Raw genomic sequence first — 17,989 nt, 5'->3', positions numbered from 1 at the left:
GATGGCTTTCAATGCAAAAAAGGGGCGCGAGCCCCTTTTTTTATTTACAAGTGGCGTACCACCGTTCAGCTTACTGCACGCGGCGTTCGATGGTGATCTGTTCCACTTCAACGCGGCGGTTCGGTTCCAGGCACTTGATCAGGTCGGCACGTTTCTTGTTATCGCAGGTGACGACAGGATTGGTGGAGCCTTTGCCTTCGGCCGTCAGGCGGTTGGCGGCGACGCCATGGGCGACCAGGTATTCCTTGACGGCGTCAGCGCGCTGCTGCGACAGTTTCAGGTTGTACTTGGGCGAACCGATGCGGTCGGCATAACCGCTGATGACGACGTTGTTGACGTCCGGCGCTGCGTTCAGCACGCGGGCGATTTCGTCGAGCTTGGTCTGTGTCGGACCCAGCTTGGCGCTGTCGAACGCGAACAGTTCCGTTGCCGACATCGTCACTTTTTCAAAGCGTGCCGGCGGCGGTGGCGGTGGTGGTGGCGGCACGACCACGACGACTTCCTCGCGCACTGGCGGCGGCGGTGGTGGCGGCGGTGCAGGCGGTTTGTCGAACGCGAAGTTCAGGCCCACGGTGACGTAGTAGTTGTTCGACTTGCTGCTCGGGTCGAAGGTATTGCCGCGCAGGAAACCGTGCACATTGCGCACGTCAGCCTGGAACGACAATTGATCATTGATGGTGGACTGGAAGCCCAGACCGACGCTGGCGTATGGCGAGCTCTTGCTGCGTTCGCCGAAGGCAAAGCTGGTGTCCTTGTCGCGCTGCATGCCGGCACCGACCAGCAGGAAGGGGCGGAAGGCTTTGCGCGAGAACATGTACAGGCCGTCTACGCCCAGCGTATTTTGCTGGTAGCGCTGTTGGCCATCCTTGGAGCGGGCATACGTGGTGCCCAGCTGGATATCCCAGTCCTGGGAAACAGGTTTGCCGAAACGCAAGCCTGCGCCATAGCCGGTTTTATCCGTGGCGAAGTCGGAATCTGGCTTGAGTGCGTTGAGGCTGGGTTGAATGTACCAGGAAGGATTGATTTCCTGGGCCTGTGCGCCGAGGGCGGAGCACAGTACTGCGGCGGCAACGGCGATTTTTTTTAGATTATTCACAAGTAACTCCCAACGTTGATAAGAGATTTTCTCTACTGCATCAATGCGACAACTGCCAGACATGCTATTGCTAGAGATAGACAACAATTCCAGGTGCGCTTTCTTGCGATAAATGCACTGCTGTTGGACTAGAGAATACGGTTGCACGTTCAACCGGTCGGTGCGTTGGCGCACAAAGCATTGCGGTATATCAATGGTGTTGCAGATTCACGACAAATACTTTGCTGTTGAAAAAAACTCATCTGCCTCGATAAAAACTGGCGGCAACCGCCAACGGACGGGTGTCGCCGCAAGAGGCAATCGTACGACTTGCTGCTGGCTTGCCACTGTATATTAGCAACAATGATGAGCTTGATAACTAATATTACATTACTGTTGTATTCCTGCCGCGCTGCCTTGCCGAGATTCCATTGGGCAACTTTTGCGCGCCGCAGCCAGCTCCGCCACTTTTCATCAAGGAGTTACCCGTGCATGATCGTCCCCGTATTTTTTCTTCCCCGCTGTCTGGCAAGCTGGGCCCGCTGGGTCTGCTGTTGTCGCTGGGCCTGGCTATGCCGGCCTGGGCCGATAGCGGCGTAGCCTTGTTTTCACCGAGCGGCACGGTCAAGGCCGTGCGCCAGGTACGGGCCCAGTTCGCCACGCCGATGGTGCCGTTCGGCGACATGGGCTTGCCCGCGCCGTTCGCCATCGATTGCGGCAAGGCCGAGCCTGGCGTCGTGGCGGGCGCGGGGCGCTGGGCAGATGAGCGCAACTGGAACTACGATTTCGAGCGCGACTTGCCGGCCGGCGTGGCCTGCAGCTTCACCTTGAAGCCAGGGCTGAAGGACTTGGCGGGCCAGGCCTTGCAGGGCACGGCGGCGTACCGCTTTTCCACGGGCGGCCCGGCCATCGTCGAGGCCGTACCGTATGACGGCCAGCCGTATATCGATGAAAACCAGATCTTCGTGCTGGGCCTGGACGCCGCGCCGAACGAGGCCAGCGTGGCCGCCAACGCGTATTGCCGCGCCGATGGCATCAATGAAAAGATTCCCGTGCGCTTGCTCAAAGGCAAGGAACTGGAGCAGGTATTGACCCTGCGCAAGAGCTTCCTCGACCGCTACCTGACCGTGTACTTCAAGAAGCGGGGCACGCTGTGGAAAGTGGGCATGCCCGTCGCCAGCAAGGGCGCGCCGCCGCTGCCCGTCACGGTGCTGCAATGCAAGCGCAGCTTCCCGGCCAACGCCAAGGTGTCGCTCGTATGGGGCGAGGGCATTGCCAGCGCCAGTGGCATCGCCACGGACAAGGCGCAAACCCTGCAGTACAAGACGCGGCCCGATTTCACGGCCAAGTTCAGCTGCGAGCGCAGCAACCCGAAGGAGCAGTGCATTCCCTTCCTGCCCATGCGCGTGCAGTTTTCCGCGCCCGTGAGCGCGGCGCAGGTGCGCGCCATGACCCTGAAGGGCGGCGGCAAGACGTATGCGCCGACGATTGCAAAAGAGGAAGAAAAGGCGGAGTTCCTGTATAGCGCCACCTTCAACGGCCCCTTCCCCGTGCAAGCCAGTTTCGTGCTGAACTTGCCGCCGAAGCTGACAGACGATGCGGGCCGCGCCTTGCTCAACCGCGCGCGCTTCCCCATGACGGTGCGCACGGGCGAACAGCCGCCGCTGCTGAAGTTCCCGGCCCCGTTCGGCATCATCGAAGCGAAGGGCGACGGCTTGCTGCCCGTCACCGTGCGCAATATCGAGCCCGTGCTGTCAGGCAAGGAAGTCGCCCAGCCATCCGCTGCCGCCACGGGCGCCACCTTGCGCGTGCCCGACAATGACGACAAGTTCATCATCGAGTGGATGCAGCGCCTGGCCGGCGATGGCGCCGGCGGCGAGTACTGGCAGCCGTACGCCCAGTATGCGGGCAACATGAGCAAATCCGTGCTGGCCGACGCCGCCGGCGCGCGCCCCATCAGCCTGCCGCGTCCCGATGGCAAGAAAACCTTTGAAGTGATCGGCATCCCCCTGCTAAAGCCGGGCTTTTATGTGGTCGAGCTGGCCAGTCCCATCCTGGGCAAGGTGCTGCTGGGCAAACCGACGACGGCGTATATCCGCACGGCCGCGCTGGTGACGAACCTGGCGGCCCACTTCAAGCATGGCGCGCAATCGTCGCTCGTGTGGGTGACGTCGCTGGACAAGGGCGCGCCTGTTGCGAAAGCGCAAGTGGCCGTGCGCGACTGCGCCGGCAAGCTGCTGTGGCAAGGCGCCACGGGCGCGGACGGCGTGGCGCACATCCCCGGCGAGCTGGCCGCTTCCAGCTGCAAGAACAATGGCCGCTACTTTATCAGTGCGCGCAGCGGCGGCGACATGACCTTCACCCTGTCGGACTGGGTGGGCGGCATCGAAGCCTGGCGTTTCAATCTGCCCACGGACGACACGCGCGCCGACAACACCTTGCTGGCCACCGTATTCGACCGCACCTTGCTGCGCGCCGGCGAAACCGTGCACATGAAGCACTTTATACGCAAGCACACGGGCGAGGGCATGAGCCTGGTCGACAAGAACAACGGCCCCGGCAGCGCCACGTCCATCGTCATCACGCACCAGGGCAGCGACCAGAATTACCAGTTGCCGCTGCGCTGGTCCGCCAGCGGCACGGCGGAAAGCGACTGGCTCATTCCCGCCGACGCCAAGCAGGGAGAGTACAGCGTCACCATGGCGGGCCGTCCTTCCGGCAGTTTCCGCGTTGAAGCCTTCCGCGTGCCGACCATGAAAGCCGTGCTGCAGGGGCCGAAAGCGCCCGCCGTGCAGGCAAAGCAGGTGGCCCTCGATGCGCAGATCACGTATCTGGCCGGCGGCGCCGCCACGAATGCGCCCGTCAAGCTGCGCACGGTGCTGCAAGACAAGAGCGTGACGTTTGCCGATTATCCTGATTTCAGCTTCAGCAATGGCGACGTGAAGGAAGGCCTGGTGAAACAGGGCACGGGCTATGACGACGATGAAGGCGAGTGGCAGGACGAAGGCCGTGGCGGCCCCTCCGGCGCCGGAGCGACGGCCGCGCGCACGCAAAGCTTGAGCCTGGACAAGGCCGGCGGCGCGCGCATCGTCATCGACCAGCTGCCGCAACTGTCCGTGCCGCGCGACCTGGTGGCGGAAATGGCTTTCCAGGATGCAAATGGCGAGACGGCATCCGTCGCCACGCGCGTGCCGCTGTGGCCATCCAACTATGTGATCGGCATCAAGCCCGACGCCTGGGCCCTGAGCAAGGATGCGTTCAAGTTCACGGTCGCCGTGCTGGGCACGAATGGCAAGCCCGTGGCGAATGCGCCCGTCGCCGTCGATTTCTTCCAGCGCAACAGCTATTCGCACCGCCGGCGGCTGATCGGCGGCTTCTATGCGTATGAAAACAGCAGCGAAGTCGTCAAGCTGGGCCCGGCGTGCTCGGGCAAGACGGACAGCAAGGGCCTCTTGATGTGCGACGTGAAGGCGCCCGCCAGCGGCAATCTGATCCTTCGCGCCCGCACGCAGGATGCGTCCGGCAATGCGGCCGTGGCCAACCGCGAAACCTGGGTGGCCGGCAGCGGCGACTGGTGGTTCAACGCCAGCGACAATGACCGCATCGACGTCTTGCCTGAAAAGAAACGCTATGAACCGGGTCAGGAGGCGAGCTTGCAGGTGCGCATGCCGTTCCGCTCGGGCACGGCGCTGATCACGGTCGAGCGCGAAGGCATCCTCGACACCTATGTGCGCCAGCTCAATGGCCGGGAACCGGTGGTGACCATCCCGGTCAAACCGAATTACGCGCCGAATGTGTATGTGTCCGTGTTTGTCGTGCGGGGCAGGGTGGATGGCGTGCAGCCGACGGCCCTGGTCGACCTGGGCAAGCCCGCCTACAAGATGGGCATCGCGCCGCTGAACGTGGGTTGGCAGGCGCATGAACTGAATGTCATGGTCGTGTCCGACAAGGAAGTCTATAAAACGCGCGACAAGGCGGAAGTCTCCGTGCGCGTGCGCCGCGCCGACGGCAAGCCGCTGCCGGCGGGCGCCGAAGTGGCGCTGGCGGCCGTCGATACGGGCTTGCTGGAACTGATGCCCAACGATAGCTGGAAGTTGCTCGATACCATGATGGCGCAGCGCAGCCTGCAGGTGGAAACGGCGACGGCGCAGATGCAGGTGATCGGCAAGCGCCATTTCGGCCGCAAGGCCTTCCCGGCCGGCGGGGGCGGCGGCAAGGGCGCCAGCCGCGAGCTGTTCGACACTTTGTTGTTCTGGAAGGGCACCGTCAAGCTCGACGCCAAGGGCGAAGCGACCGTGCAAGTGCCGCTCAACGATTCCTTGACGGGCTTCCGCATCGTTGCGATTGCCAGCGCGGGCAAGGAATTGTTTGGCACGGGCAGCACGGACATCCGCAGCTCGCAAGACCTGATCTTGATGTCGGGCTTGCCGACCCTCGTGCGCGAAGGCGACCAGCTGCGCGCAGGCTTTACTGTGCGCAACACCTCGGCCGCCCCCCTGAGCGTGGAACTCAATGCCAGCGCGGCCGGCAAGGCGCTACCGCGCCAGAGCTTGACCCTGGCGGCGGGCGAAGCGCGCGAAACGGGCTGGGATTACCAGGTGCCGCTCGGCGCGCAAACTGTCGTGTGGGAGATCAGCGCCAAGGCGGGTAGCCATACGGATAAACTGAAAATCACGCAAAAAGTGGGCCAGGCCACGCCCGTGCGCACGTATCAAGCCACCTTGCTGCAGATCGACAAGCCCGTCAATATGTCCGTGCAGATGCCGGCCGGCGCCTTGCCGGGCCGGGGCGGCCTGCAGACGAGCTTTGTCGCCAGGCTGGGCGGCGAGCTGCCCGGCGTGCGCGAGTACATGGCCGCCTACCCGTACACCTGCTTCGAGCAAAACACGTCGAAGGCCATCGCCCTGCAAGACCAGGAGGCGTGGAACCGGCTGGCCGCCAGCCTGCCCGCCTACCTCGATGGCGACGGCTTGCTGAAATACTTTCCCATCATGGAGCAGGGCAGCGACAGCCTGACGGCCTACGTGCTGTCGGCCACCAGGGAAGCGGGCTACGCGATTCCGGAACAGACGAAGAACCGCATGGAAGCAGCCTTGACGGCCTTCGTGCAGGGCAAGATCGTGCGCCGTTCCGCGCTGGCCACGACCGACCTGGCCGTGCGCAAGCTTGCTGCGCTGGAAGCGCTGTCGCGTTCGAATAAAGTGCCGCCCGATGCGCTGGAGAGCATCAGCATCAGCCCGAATTTGTGGCCGACGTCCGCCGTCATCGACTGGAGCTTGTTACTGCAACGCACGCCAAGCCTGGCGCGCCGCGATGCGCTGCTGGCCGAGACGCAGCAGATTTTGCGTTCGCGCCTGAATTTCCAGGGCACGACCATGGGCTTTTCCACCGAGCGCAAGGATAACTGGTGGTGGCTGATGGTCTCCGGCGACGTCAACGCCAACCGTTTATTACTGGCCGTGATGGACAACCCGGCGTGGAAGGACGATATCGGCCGCCTGGTGCGCGGCAGCATGGGCCGCCAGAAGAAGGGCCGCTGGGATACCACGGTGGCCAACGCCTGGGGCACCCTGGCGATTGCCAAATTCTCGGCCAAGTTCGAGTCCACGCCAGTGACGGGCGCCAGCGCCGTCAAGCTGGGCAGCGATACGCAGGCGCTCGTGTGGAATGGCGCGGCGAAAGTGGGACCCGTGCTGCAGGCGTGGCCGAAGGGCACGGACACCCTGGGCCTGGCGCACAGCGGCACCGGTAAACCGTGGGCTACCGTGCAAAGCCTGGCGGCCATCCCGCTCAAGGCGCCCGTCTCCAGCGGCTACACGATCAGGAAAACCATTACGCCCGTGGAACAGAAAACGGCGGGCGCCTGGTCGCGCGGCGACGTCTACCGCGTGCGCCTGGACTTGTCGGCGCAGGCGGATATGAGCTGGGTGGTGGTCGACGACCCGATCCCGGCCAGCGCCAGCGTGCTGGGCAATGGCCTGGGCCGCGATTCGCAGCTGCTGACGGCCGGTGAAAAATCCACGGGCTGGGTCTGGCCCACGTTCGAGGAACGGGCGTTCGACGCCTTCCGCGCCTATTACGCGTTTGTGCCGAAGGGTAACTGGAGCGTGGAATACACGGTGCGCCTGAACAATGCCGGGGATTTCAGCCTGCCGGCCACGCGCATCGAGGCCATGTATTCGCCCGAGATGTTTGGCGAAGCGCCGAACGCGAATGTCAAGGTGGGCCAGTGAAGCGGTTGATCTTGATCATGGGCTGCCTGCTGGCCAGCCCGGTCTTCGCCGAGGCGGTCCTGACGCCGGCCCAGGTGCAGGCCGCTTACCGCAGTTCGGAAGCGCAGTTGCTGGACCGCAGCGGCGCGCCCTTGCAATCGTTACGCGTGGACATGAAGGTACGGCGCTTGCCGTGGGTGCCGCTGGCCGATATTTCTCCCGCCCTGCAGCAGGCCGTGCTGCTGGCGGAAGACCAGCGCTTCATGCGCCATGGCGGCGTGGATGTGTCCGCGCTGGCCACGGCCGCCTGGGACAATCTGTTTGCCAAGAAAGCCCGTGGCGCCTCGACCATCACCATGCAGCTGGCGGGCCAGCTCGATGCTGACTTGCAGGCGCAAGCGGGCGGACGCAGCCTGCGCCAGAAATGGGACCAGATGCGCGCCGCCCAGGCGATCGAGGATAGCTGGAGCAAGGCGCAGATTTTCGAGGCCTATCTGAACCTCGTATCGTTCCGGGGAGAGCTGCAGGGCATCGCCTCCGCTTCGTACAGCCTGTTCGGCAAGGCGCCGTCGGGCCTGAACCAGACCGATGGCATCATTTTGGCCAGCCTCGTGCGGGCGCCGAATGCGCCGCCGGCCGCCGTCACGCGCCGTGCCTGCGCGCTGGCAAAGGAGTGGCGCATGGACAGCAGTTGCCAGTTGATCGGCCAGCGCGTGCAAACGGCCTTGCAGCGCACGGCCCTGTACGCCGACCTGGCGCCTGCGCCGCAAGTGGCGCAGCAACTGCTGAAGCAGCCGGGCGCGCAAGTCGCCAGCACGCTCGACGGTGCGCTGCAGCGTTTCGCCCAGGAAAACCTGCGTCAGCAGCTGGGATCTTTGCGCGAGCGCAATGTCAACGACGGCGCCATCATCGTGCTGGACAACCGCAGCGGCGAGATCCTCGCCTATGTGGGCAATGCGGGCGGCAGCCACGTCGATGGCGTGACTGCCTTGCGCCAGGCCGGTTCCACATTAAAGCCTTTCCTGTATGAACTGGCCATCGAGCGCCGCCTGATCACGGCCGCCTCCGTCATGGACGACTCGCCGCTGGACGTCGCCACGGCGTCCGGCATGTATGCGCCGCAAAACTACGACCGCAATTTCAAGGGCTACGTCAGCGCCCGCACCAGCCTGGCCAGTTCCCTGAACATTCCCGCCGTGCGCACGGTGTTGCTGACGGGGCAGGACGGTTTTTATAACCGCCTCAAGGACGTGGGCTTGTCCAGCCTGACGGAACCGGCCGAATACTACGGCCCTTCGTTGGCGCTGGGCTCGTCGGAAGTAACCCTGCTGGAACTGGCCAACGCCTACCGCGCGCTGGCGAATGGCGGGCTGTACAGCACGGCCAGCCTGCAGCCGGGGCAGGCTGGCAAGGACCGGCGCCGCGTGATGGAGGCGGGCGCCGCCTTCATCGTGAGCGATATCCTGGCCGACCGTGCCGCGCGCAGCATGACCTTTGGCTTGCGCAACGAGCTGGGGACGAATTTCTGGAGCGCCGTCAAGACGGGCACGAGCAAGGACATGCGCGACAACTGGTGCATGGGTTACTCGGAACGCTACACGGTGGGCGTGTGGGTGGGCAATTTTGACGGCAAGCCCATGTGGGACGTGTCGGGCGTGACGGGCGCCGCGCCCGTGTGGCGCGACGTAATGGATTATCTGCACAAGAACGTGCCCAGCCATGCCCCGAAAGCGCCGCCAGGCGTGCTGCAGCAAATGGTGGCCTACCAGCCCGCGCTGGAAGCGCCGCGCCGCGAATGGTTTATTGCCGGCACGGAAAGCCCCGTCATCGCCGTGCTGGGCGACACCGTGAAGCCGCCCGCCATCGTCTATCCGGCCGAGGACAGCATCCTCGCCATCGACCCCGACATCCCGCCCGCTCTGCAGCGCGTGTTCTTCCAGGCGCAAGGCAGCCACGGCTTGCGCTGGGTGCTCGACGGCAAGGATATGGGCGGCGCAGCGGAGAGCATCAGCTGGCGCCCCGTGCCCGGCAAGCATGCGCTGGCCCTCGTCGATGACGCTGGCAAGACGGTGGCGCAGGTGGCATTCCAGGTGCGGGGCAATGCCCTGGCGCAGCTGGCCGCACAGGGAAAATAATCAATTCGATGGATAGTTCGCCGGGTCGATGGCCGGCGTGACGTAGTGCCGCAGCACATCGCCGCCGTGCGGGTGTTTTTGCGTGCGGCGTTTTTCTTCCGATGGCGGGCTGACCAGCACGATGGTCGCCTCGTCCGGATTGCGCAGGTTCACCACCGCGCTGACGCCGCCATCGCGGTAGCTGCCCATCACGCCGATGGCCATCTGCACGAACAGGGTGGCCGCGCCCGTGTTGCCCAGGCGCCGGTCCGTATCGATCCATTGCGCCGTGTTGCCGCTGTCGAGTTCCGTGCCGCCATCTTCCGCATGTTTCAGCAAAGTCTTGTGCAGCGCCAGCAGCTGCGCCTGATTGCCGCCGGTGGCCGCGACCAGGCGCGCCGGTGCGGCGGGCCGCTCGGCTTCCGGCAAGCTGCGCAAGGCTTGCTGCCAGCCCGCCTGCAGGGCGTGTTCGCGCTGGTCGCGCCGCGTGAGCGGCTTGCCGTGTTCATCCGTCAATTTGATAAAAGTGGGCCGGTGGAGGAAGCCGAAGGTGGGCAGGCGGTCCAGCTGCGCCAGCTGTTCCTTGTTAAACGGCAGGGGAAACCAGGGCGTGGGCTGCCAGTCTTTCGGCGGCTGATAGGTCTTGTGCTGAAGCCTGTCGAGCATGCTGAAGCTGCCCGTGCCGCGGATGTCGGGACGCCGGGCGAATTGCGCGGCGACGGGCAGCCATTCGGCGATGCTGGGCTGGCGCCGGGTGATGGCTGTGGGATCAGTTTCCAGGCGTGCCTGTGGCACGGTGCCCATCAAATCATAGTAGGCCAGGTACAAGCGCCGCGCCACGCCGTAGGTATTCAAATCGTCGACGCTGTCCTCGGGCGGCGCATCGTCATACGCAAACTTGCGCACGGCATCGATGCGTTCGCGCCGGGCCAGCACGAACAGGGCGGAGGCGTCGGGCATTTCGGGGATGTAGCGCCCATCCTTCACAAGTGATGGCGAATCAATTGGCCGGTACAGATCGCGCGTGGGCGTGCTGTCTTCGGAATTGAGTACGATGTAGGGTACATCGGGGTTGGCGTCAAAAAAAGCGAACACGTCTTCCAGGATGCGGTCCGGATGCTCACTGAAGCGGCGCGGACCGGCAATGAACAGATGCCAGTGCAGGCCGGAGGGGGCGGCGCCAGCGGCCAAACCTATTACCGGCGCATCGGGGCGGTCCAGCATGCGTGAATTAAAGATCGGTGGTTCTGCGTTAAACACGGGCACACCAAAATACATGGGGATGTACTTTGCGCCATTTTCCAGCGCATCACCACTGCGGCCCCCCGACATTCCCGATCTTTCCATGGCATCCCATGGATATTTTTCCTTGTCCTGTTCGCGGATGCTGGCATAGGCGTTTCCCTTCTGCAGGGCTTCCCAAAGCTTGTCCTGACGATACTTGTCCAGGGTGACGCCAAGACCGATCACTTCCAGCACATATTCCCGCTTTTCCTGCTCTGTAGGCGCCGCCTGCTGCACTTGCGGCTTTGCGATGGGTACAGGCTTGGAGGAGTGCAGCCAGCGTTCACCAAGCAATGCGGCCGCCACGATGGGCGGGATCAGCAAGAGCCATCTCAGGTGTTTCCATATTTTGCTGCTCATCGTTGCCTCCAGCAAGAAAGGTGAGTGATTGCTCAGTGCAGACCAAAGCAGTAGCAGTGCCAGTGCACCAAGGCCAGCAATGAGCGGATACGTCAAGCGCGGAAGCAAGTTGTTCATTTTGGGATGTCATCGCTGGCTTTGTGAACGACTGGCGTGATGACCGATTCGGTGCGTCTGCCCGTTACGGTTTCACACACGACGGTGGAGGGCAGGCCAGCTTGCAGGTCAGGTAACCAGGCCGGTAGCACTCCCGAACTGTAGTATTGGGCATTACCTTCGATAATTTGTCTGCGTTGCGTGGATTCAGATGCCCAATAGACGCCAAATTGCGTCAGGAACTCTTCCCATCTGCGAATAGACGGCCGGTGAGGTATCAGTGCATCTCGTTGCAGCCGCCAATCCGCCACCGCACACAAATACCGGTAAAACTGCGGATCGCTGCTCGCCTTCCCGCTGCCGATGGCCACGTCATACGCCGTCACATTGCGGTGGTTTTTCGCGTTGCCGATGATGGCGCCGTGGAAGGATTTGGGGCTGACCTCGTTCTGCCAGCGCTTGCGCGCCTGGTTCGGGGTTTCCAGCGGATCGATGTATAGCAGGTCACCGCCGCGCGGGTAGCGGGCCACGCGTTCCAGCTTGCGCCAGTCTCCCGGTTCTTTGCCCAGATTGAGAGCTTGCTCCACCTGTTTGAGTGCGGACGGACTGAAGGGGCCATAGTTGTATTCCGATTTCCGGTCGTGCAGGGGGCGAGGATCGTCGACGACTTCTCTCGGAAGTTTTCGCACGCCTTTTTTACTGGTAATGGCAATGGCCGCATCGATCGGATCGACCTCTTCGCACGGTCCTTGCTGGTCGCGCGGCAGCTTGGCCTGGTCGGAATCCTTGGGGAATTGCGCCGGCTTGACTTCGCCGCCGTCGAGTACGGCCGCCCTGGGCGCGCGCAGCGCTTCGCCATTGATCGTGCGCAAGCCTTCGCGCCGGCCCGCTTCCGTGGAAAAGATATTCCATTTGCCGGGTTTGACGGGCGGCCATGGTGCCTCGTCATGGTTGCCGCGATGGCCACGGTTGGCGCCGGCCACGTGGGCGTGGTCGTCCTCGTCTTCCAGGCGCAGGGCGAAGTCGTGCGGCGGCAGCCCGACGAGTACCGGGCCGCTGTTTTTTCCAGCTGCATCGGACCGCTGTTTGTTGGTAAAGACCCGCTGGTAAAATCCTGCGCCCAGCTCGGCCAGCGGCTTGCGCATCTGGTATTGCTTGTCCCACTGAGTAGGGCCGGCGCCCCAGATGCCTCCGTCTTTCTTGCCCTCGGTTTTCGACAGGCCATGGCCATTCTGATGATCGGGCACGCCCTGCCAGCCGATGCCTTGCATATTGTCCAGCGCCACCGTCATGTCTTCGGGACAAAAGTACAGGTAGACCTTGCCCCGGTTGTCGCGGTCCGCCTCCGCGCGCCATGCCGCGCCGGCCATGCCGTGACAGACGGCGTGATCCTTGATCTGCGCAAAGGCGGGTGTGGCATGTTTTTTTGCCACCACGCCCTGCACGATCTGCACCAGCGTTTGCAGGCGCGCATGGAAGGTCTGGCGGTCGTTGATGGCCATGTACTGCTTGCGCATGACCGCATCCTGGCCGCCGCCGAAGATGCGGCTCGATTCCGCCGCGCCGAAGAACATGGACGTGTCTTCCACCAGGCTGTAGGGTGGGTGCGTGAGGATCAAGGTGTCGGCGGGGCGCTTGCCCTCGTCGAGCAGGAAGGCCTGCGCCAGCAGCGAGATCAGACAGCCCTGGCTGTGCGCGACGATGGAAACCACGTCGTTGCTGTCGTAGTCGCGGATCATGGCGATGAGTGCGGCCAGGCGCTTGGCCGCCAGCACCATATACATGCGCCCGGGTGCCGTCATCAGGGGCCGCACGGGGTCGCCGCCCACGTCGTAGGGCGAGAACAAGCCCTTGTTCCACATGTCGGGCAGGGTGTTGGTGGCATTGCCGAACGGGCCGCCGTTCTTCGACATGTCCTTGTCCAGGCGGTTGCCGTAGCGGTCCGTGTTCTGGCCGTTGACCACTTTGCTGGCGTTGCCTTGTTCGCGAAAGCCCCAGTAAAACGGGATCACGGGGCTGTACGTCGTATCGTCAGGCTTGCGCTTGAAATAGATGGCGTCCGGATCGGCGATCACTTCACGCTTGTCGGATTCCTGCGGCATGCGGTAGGCGGCCGGGGTGAACACGTGGCCGCCGCCATACATGCGCGCATCGAGTCCCTGGCAGAGTCCCTTTTCCACGGCGCCGAAACTGGTGCCCACATCGTTGACGCCATGGATGACGATGATGTTGCCGGGCAGCTCAGGGCGGATGCGCACGATGGCGTCCTGCATGCGGCCGCAATGGAGCAGGGCGCTGCTCTTGCCGCTGGTGTAGGGAAGTTTGGGATACGCCATCGCCGCTCCATGCTGACCAGTCAGGACAGTGTAGAGAGGCGCGATGGCGGATTAGTTGCGATTACGCAAACTTTGCGGGAAAGAATGCGGTCTTACGGCGCGCTGATGATCTTCGTCAGCGCGATGCGGTACGCGGGCTGCACGTCGCCATCCTGGTCCAGCTTGTCCGTCATGATCACGCCGAAACCCTGCGCGTACCACACGTATTCGCCGCTCTTGCCCTTGCTCTTGCCGCCCACGTCGTGCAATTCGAACTTGCAGGCGTCGGGGAAGCGGCGCCCGCCCAGTTCCAGGCGTTCCCAGCCCAGGAAGGTGATCGAGAAATCGCGTTGATCGGTGCGCGTGGAGGTGGTGATCTTGTCGGACAGTCCCGCCAGCGGGTAGTGGGTGCTCGTTTGCGTGTCCGTGAATTGCACGCGCACTTCCTGGCCCGGGCGCATCCTGGCGGGGATGGCCGACTGCGGCGCGTAGACGTTCTTGCTGCGCACAGTGCCGTCTTCGTTGTAATGGACCGTGCCCGTCAGGAAGACCTGGCCGTCGCGGATGTCCTGGTAGGACGTGGCCAGCAAGACGCCGCCGTCGAGGATCAGCTGGATACCCTTGAGTTTCTTGCCTTCGAAGACTTCCTCGACGTTGACTTGCGCGTCGCCATTGTTCTTGCTGAACTTGACGCCCGTCGTCAATTCCATGCACTCGCCCACCGTCGGCGCCGCCTGTACGCCCGCGGCCGCCAGTACGCCTGCCGCCACCAACACTTGCCATGCTGCTTTCATTGTCATCCCGGCTATCTTGTAAAGGCGTGATGATAGCGTGCCCTGGAGCAATGTGGCGCAGCGCTGACCCTATTTCGCCGGGGCGACGGGGATGCTGGGCACAGCGGGTGTGGACGCCGGCGGCGCCGTCGGCTTGCCGCGCCGCGTGCGCTTGTCCGTGCGTGTTTTGGCAGGCTTGGCGTCGTGGATCAGCCTGCCCTTGTTGTCGAGCTTGTCGGACTGGTCCGATTGCTGGCCTGGATCGTTGGCATTGTTGGTGTGGTTGCCCGTCTGGTTGACGTTCGTCGTCGACTGGGCTTGCACCCAGGCGCCGCCGACGGTCATCAGGGTGGCGGCCAGCAAGAGAGCGGCGGTTTTCATGGCGGTGTCCTGTGCAGAAGTGAGTAAGAACTGGCATTCTCACACAGGAGACTGCCAGCACGGGTAGGACGCCGCCGCATGGCTGTGTCGGCTAGTTGCTAGTGCTTATCGGAATTGCTCCGTCGAGATGTCAAAGCGCTTGAGCTTGTCGTACAGGGTTTTCTTCGGGATATTCAGCGAGGCGGCCGCATCGATGACGTTGCCATTGTGGCGGCGCAAGGCTTCTTCGATGATGGAAATCTCGAAGGTGTCGACCTGTTCGGCCAAGGATGCCTCGCGGCAGCCGGCCGGGCTCAGGGTATCGTCCAGCAGGCCCAGCACGAAGCGGTCGGCCACGTTGTGCAGCTCGCGCACATTGCCGGCCCAGCGCTGTGCCATCAGCGAGGCGATCAGTTCGCCGCTGACGAGGGCGGCCGGCTGGCCATAGCGCAGGGCCGCCTGCAGCACGAAAAATTCGAACAGCAGGGGGATATCCTCGCGCCGGTTGCGCAGCGCGGGCAGGGTGAGGCTGGCCACGTTCAGGCGGTAATACAGGTCGGGCCGGAACTTGCCCTGTTCCGCCAGAACATTCAAATCTTCCTTGGCGGCGGCAATCACGCGGAAATTGACGGAAATCAATTTGTTGGAACCGAGCCGTTCCACCTGGCGCTCCTGCAGCACGCGCAGCAGTTTTACCTGCAGGGCCAGCGGCATGCTTTCGATTTCGTCGAGGAACAGGGTGCCGCCGTTCGCGTATTCGATCTTGCCGATGCGCTGGCGCTGCGCGCCCGTAAACGCGCCTTCCTCGTGGCCGAACAGTTCCGATTCGAAGATCGATTCGGGCAGGGCACCGCAATTGATGGCCACGAAAGGGTGGTCGCGCCGCTCGCTGAAGTCGTGCAGGCAGCGGGCGATGAGTTCCTTGCCGGTGCCCGTTTCGCCCAGGATGATGATGTCGGCCGACTTCGGCGCCAGGTTCAGCACCAGCTGGCGCACCTTGGCCATGGCGGCGCTGCGGCCCACGATGCGCGCCTCGATGCCGACCCGCTGTTCGAGCTGGCGGCGCAAGTTCATGTTTTCCAGCACCAGGTGGCGTTTATCCAGGGCGCGGCGGCACACTTCCACCAGCAGGTCGGCGGAAAACGGTTTTTCGATGAAATCGTAGGCGCCCCGGCGCATGGCGCCCACGGCCATCGACACGTCGCCGTGACCGGTCACGAGGATGACGGGCAGGCTGGCATCCTGTGCCACGGCGATATCGAGCAGTTTCAAGCCATCCATGCCGGGCAGCTTGATATCGCTCAATAAAATGCCGGCAAATTCGGGCACCAGGTAAGGCAGCGCTTCCTCGGCCGTGGCGACGGCCGTCACTTGCAGACCCGCCAGTTCCAGCGATTGCCGGGCGCCCTTGCGCACGACAGCATCGTCTTCCACCAGCAGCACTTGCATGCCTTCAAAATTATTCTCGTGCATTCCCTATTCCTTCGTCTCTAGCTTATTCTCCCCCGGGGCGCAGCTCAGGGTGATGGTAAATTGTGCGCCGCCCCCTTCCTGCGCGCTGCGGTTGCGCACGGCCAGGGCGCTGCCGGCCGCGCGCAGTATGCCAGCGCTGATCGACAATCCCAAGCCCAGCCCGTGTTCCTTGGTGGTATAGAAGGGGTCGAATATCTTGTCGAGCGAGGCCAGCGGGATGCCGGGGCCATTATCGGTGATATGCAGCACGGCAAGGCTGCCTTCGCGGCGCACCTGGAACCAGATCTGCACGGGTTCGCTTTCCGGCACGGCATCCATGGCATTCGTGATCAGGTTGGTAAATACCTGTTCCAGGCCGATGGCGTTGCACAGCACGATGATGTCGTCCTCCAGCCAGCTTTCATGCAGGCTCAAACGCTGCGAATGCTTGCGCGTGCGGATTTGCAGCATGGTTTGCGCAAACGCCTGGCGCACGCTGACGGGTTTGCGGGCATCGTCGCTGCGCCGCGCAAAGCCCTTCAGTTGCGACGTCACGTAGCCGAGGCGCTTGACGAGGTCGGAAATGGTCGACAGGTTGTCGAGCGCGTCGTCGATCTGGCCGCGTGCCAAAAACACCTTGGCATTGTCGGAAAATGTCTGCAGGGCGGCCAGCGGCTGGTTCAGTTCGTGCGTGACGCCGGCCGCCATCTGGCCGATGGCTGCCAGCTTGCCGCTTTGCACCAGTTCCGCCTGGGCATAGCGCAAGGTCTGCTCGGCCCGCTCGCGCTCGGCAACTTCCGCCTGCAGGCGGCCGTTCGCGTGGACGAGGTCGGCCGTGCGCTGCTCGACCTTGATTTCCAGCTGTTCATAGGCACGGGCCAGGGTTTGCTGCGCATTGAGCTTGTCGGCGATGCGGCGCCGGCGCTGGCGCGCATACATCAGGGCCAGTAGCAGCAGGGCCCAGCCCAGCGCGGCGGCGATGGCCGCGTTGCGCGCCGCCTCGTCGACCTGGTCGAGCTCGGCCAGCACGGTGATTTGCCATTGCAGCGGGCCCAGCACGCGGTTCACGGCCAGATAGTCCGCCTTGTCGGCATTGCCGGACAGGGCGGGGGCGTCGCTCGTCTGCGGGCGTTCCAGCGTCATCACGCTGGCGCCGTCGGCGAACTGGCGGCTGACGCGGTGCGGCAAGATGGGCAGATTTTCCTGCAGGAACTGACGCTGTTCGCTGATGTCTTTCTTGGCGGCCGGCGACAAAGGCGCCAGCGTCTTGAACTTGAAGGCGGGGGTGGTGGCCAGGATGATCACGCCATTCGCATCCTTGACCCAGATCTGTTCACCGGCGCCGGGCGTGCGCCACGATTGCTCGATCCAGTCCAGGTTGACCTTGGCGGCGACGATGCCGAGGATGCGCCCGTCGCGCTGCACGGGCTGCGAAATGAAGTAGCCGGCCTCGAAGGTGGAAAAGCCGATGCCGTAGAAGCGGCCGATGCCGCCCGCGATGGCGTTCTTGAAATACGGGCGGAAGCCGTAGTTGACGCCCACGTAGGAGCTGCGGTCTTGCCAGTTGCTCGACGCCAGGGTCGTGCCCTTGTCGTCGAGCACGTAGACGGCAAAGGCGCCCGCGCGGCGGTTCATGTCGACCAGGTAGGCATTGATCTGCGTCACTCTGTCGGCGCTGGGCTGTTCCAGCAATTGCGCCACCGCATCGCTCTGGGCCACGGCCAGGGGCAGGAATTCGTACTTGTTCAGGGCGCCGCCGATGGACGCCGCATACAGTTCCGCGCGCGAATCTAGCGTGCGGTGCAATTCATCGAGCTGGCGCTGCTTGACCCAGGCATACGAGGCCCACGTCAGCACGACCAGCGAGCCCACGGCCAGCAGGGGGGCAAGCAGCTGTCTCAGGGGCCATTTGCCGAATGCCATGGTGCTCCGTGTGTCGGGTTAAATA

General features: G+C 63.6%; 9 protein-coding genes. 2 read left to right on the top strand and 7 right to left on the bottom strand.

Annotated features, from left to right (window positions below):
- Positions 1–70: 70 nt before the first annotated feature.
- A complete protein-coding gene (locus IGS61_RS23210) occupies positions 71–1,096 on the bottom strand; it encodes an OmpA family protein (RefSeq protein ID WP_230541767.1) in 1,026 nt (341 codons plus the stop codon).
- A 467-nt stretch (positions 1,097–1,563) separates the two neighbouring features.
- Here IGS61_RS23210 and IGS61_RS23205 point away from each other — a divergent pair, with 467 nt between their 5' ends.
- Together IGS61_RS23205 and pbpC are read left to right on the top strand one after the other, a co-directional pair.
- The gene (locus IGS61_RS23205) at positions 1,564–7,308 is read left to right on the top strand and encodes an alpha-2-macroglobulin family protein (protein WP_230541766.1); all 5,745 of its coding nucleotides are present in this window, start codon (positions 1,564–1,566) and stop codon (positions 7,306–7,308) included.
- A gap of 17 nt (positions 7,309–7,325) precedes the next feature.
- Positions 7,326–9,422, top strand: coding sequence for a penicillin-binding protein 1C (gene pbpC, locus IGS61_RS23200; RefSeq protein WP_230541845.1), 2,097 nt, complete (start codon positions 7,326–7,328; stop codon positions 9,420–9,422).
- Here the strand turns inward: pbpC and IGS61_RS23195 are convergent, their stop codons facing one another.
- From IGS61_RS23195 to IGS61_RS23170, 6 genes are all read right to left on the bottom strand, one after another.
- Entirely contained in the window at positions 9,423–11,045 is a 1,623-nt protein-coding gene (locus IGS61_RS23195; protein ID WP_230541765.1) for a type VI lipase adapter Tla3 domain-containing protein, read from the bottom strand.
- A 113-nt stretch (positions 11,046–11,158) separates the two neighbouring features.
- Positions 11,159–13,477, bottom strand: a complete 2,319-nt coding sequence (locus IGS61_RS23190; RefSeq protein ID WP_230541764.1) for a T6SS effector phospholipase Tle3 domain-containing protein — start codon at positions 13,475–13,477, stop codon at positions 11,159–11,161.
- A 92-nt stretch (positions 13,478–13,569) separates the two neighbouring features.
- Positions 13,570–14,256, bottom strand: coding sequence for a hypothetical protein (locus IGS61_RS23185; protein WP_230541763.1), 687 nt, complete (start codon positions 14,254–14,256; stop codon positions 13,570–13,572).
- 63 nt (positions 14,257–14,319) lie between these two features.
- On the bottom strand, positions 14,320–14,610 hold the full coding sequence (locus tag IGS61_RS23180) for a hypothetical protein (RefSeq protein WP_230541762.1): 291 nt from the start codon (positions 14,608–14,610) through the stop codon (positions 14,320–14,322).
- Positions 14,611–14,715: 105 nt separating this feature from the next.
- The gene (locus IGS61_RS23175) at positions 14,716–16,062 is read right to left on the bottom strand and encodes a sigma-54-dependent transcriptional regulator (RefSeq protein ID WP_034758888.1); all 1,347 of its coding nucleotides are present in this window, start codon (positions 16,060–16,062) and stop codon (positions 14,716–14,718) included.
- 3 nt (positions 16,063–16,065) lie between these two features.
- On the bottom strand, positions 16,066–17,964 hold the full coding sequence (locus IGS61_RS23170; RefSeq protein ID WP_230541761.1) for a sensor histidine kinase: 1,899 nt from the start codon (positions 17,962–17,964) through the stop codon (positions 16,066–16,068).
- Between the last annotated feature and the right edge of the window lie 25 nt (positions 17,965–17,989).

It is taken from the genome of Janthinobacterium sp. FW305-129 (genome assembly GCF_020858115.1).
GTDB lineage: Bacteria > Pseudomonadota > Gammaproteobacteria > Burkholderiales > Burkholderiaceae_D > Janthinobacterium.
Note: the sequence above shows the minus strand (reverse complement) of the source record. Positions and strands in the feature narration are given on the sequence as shown.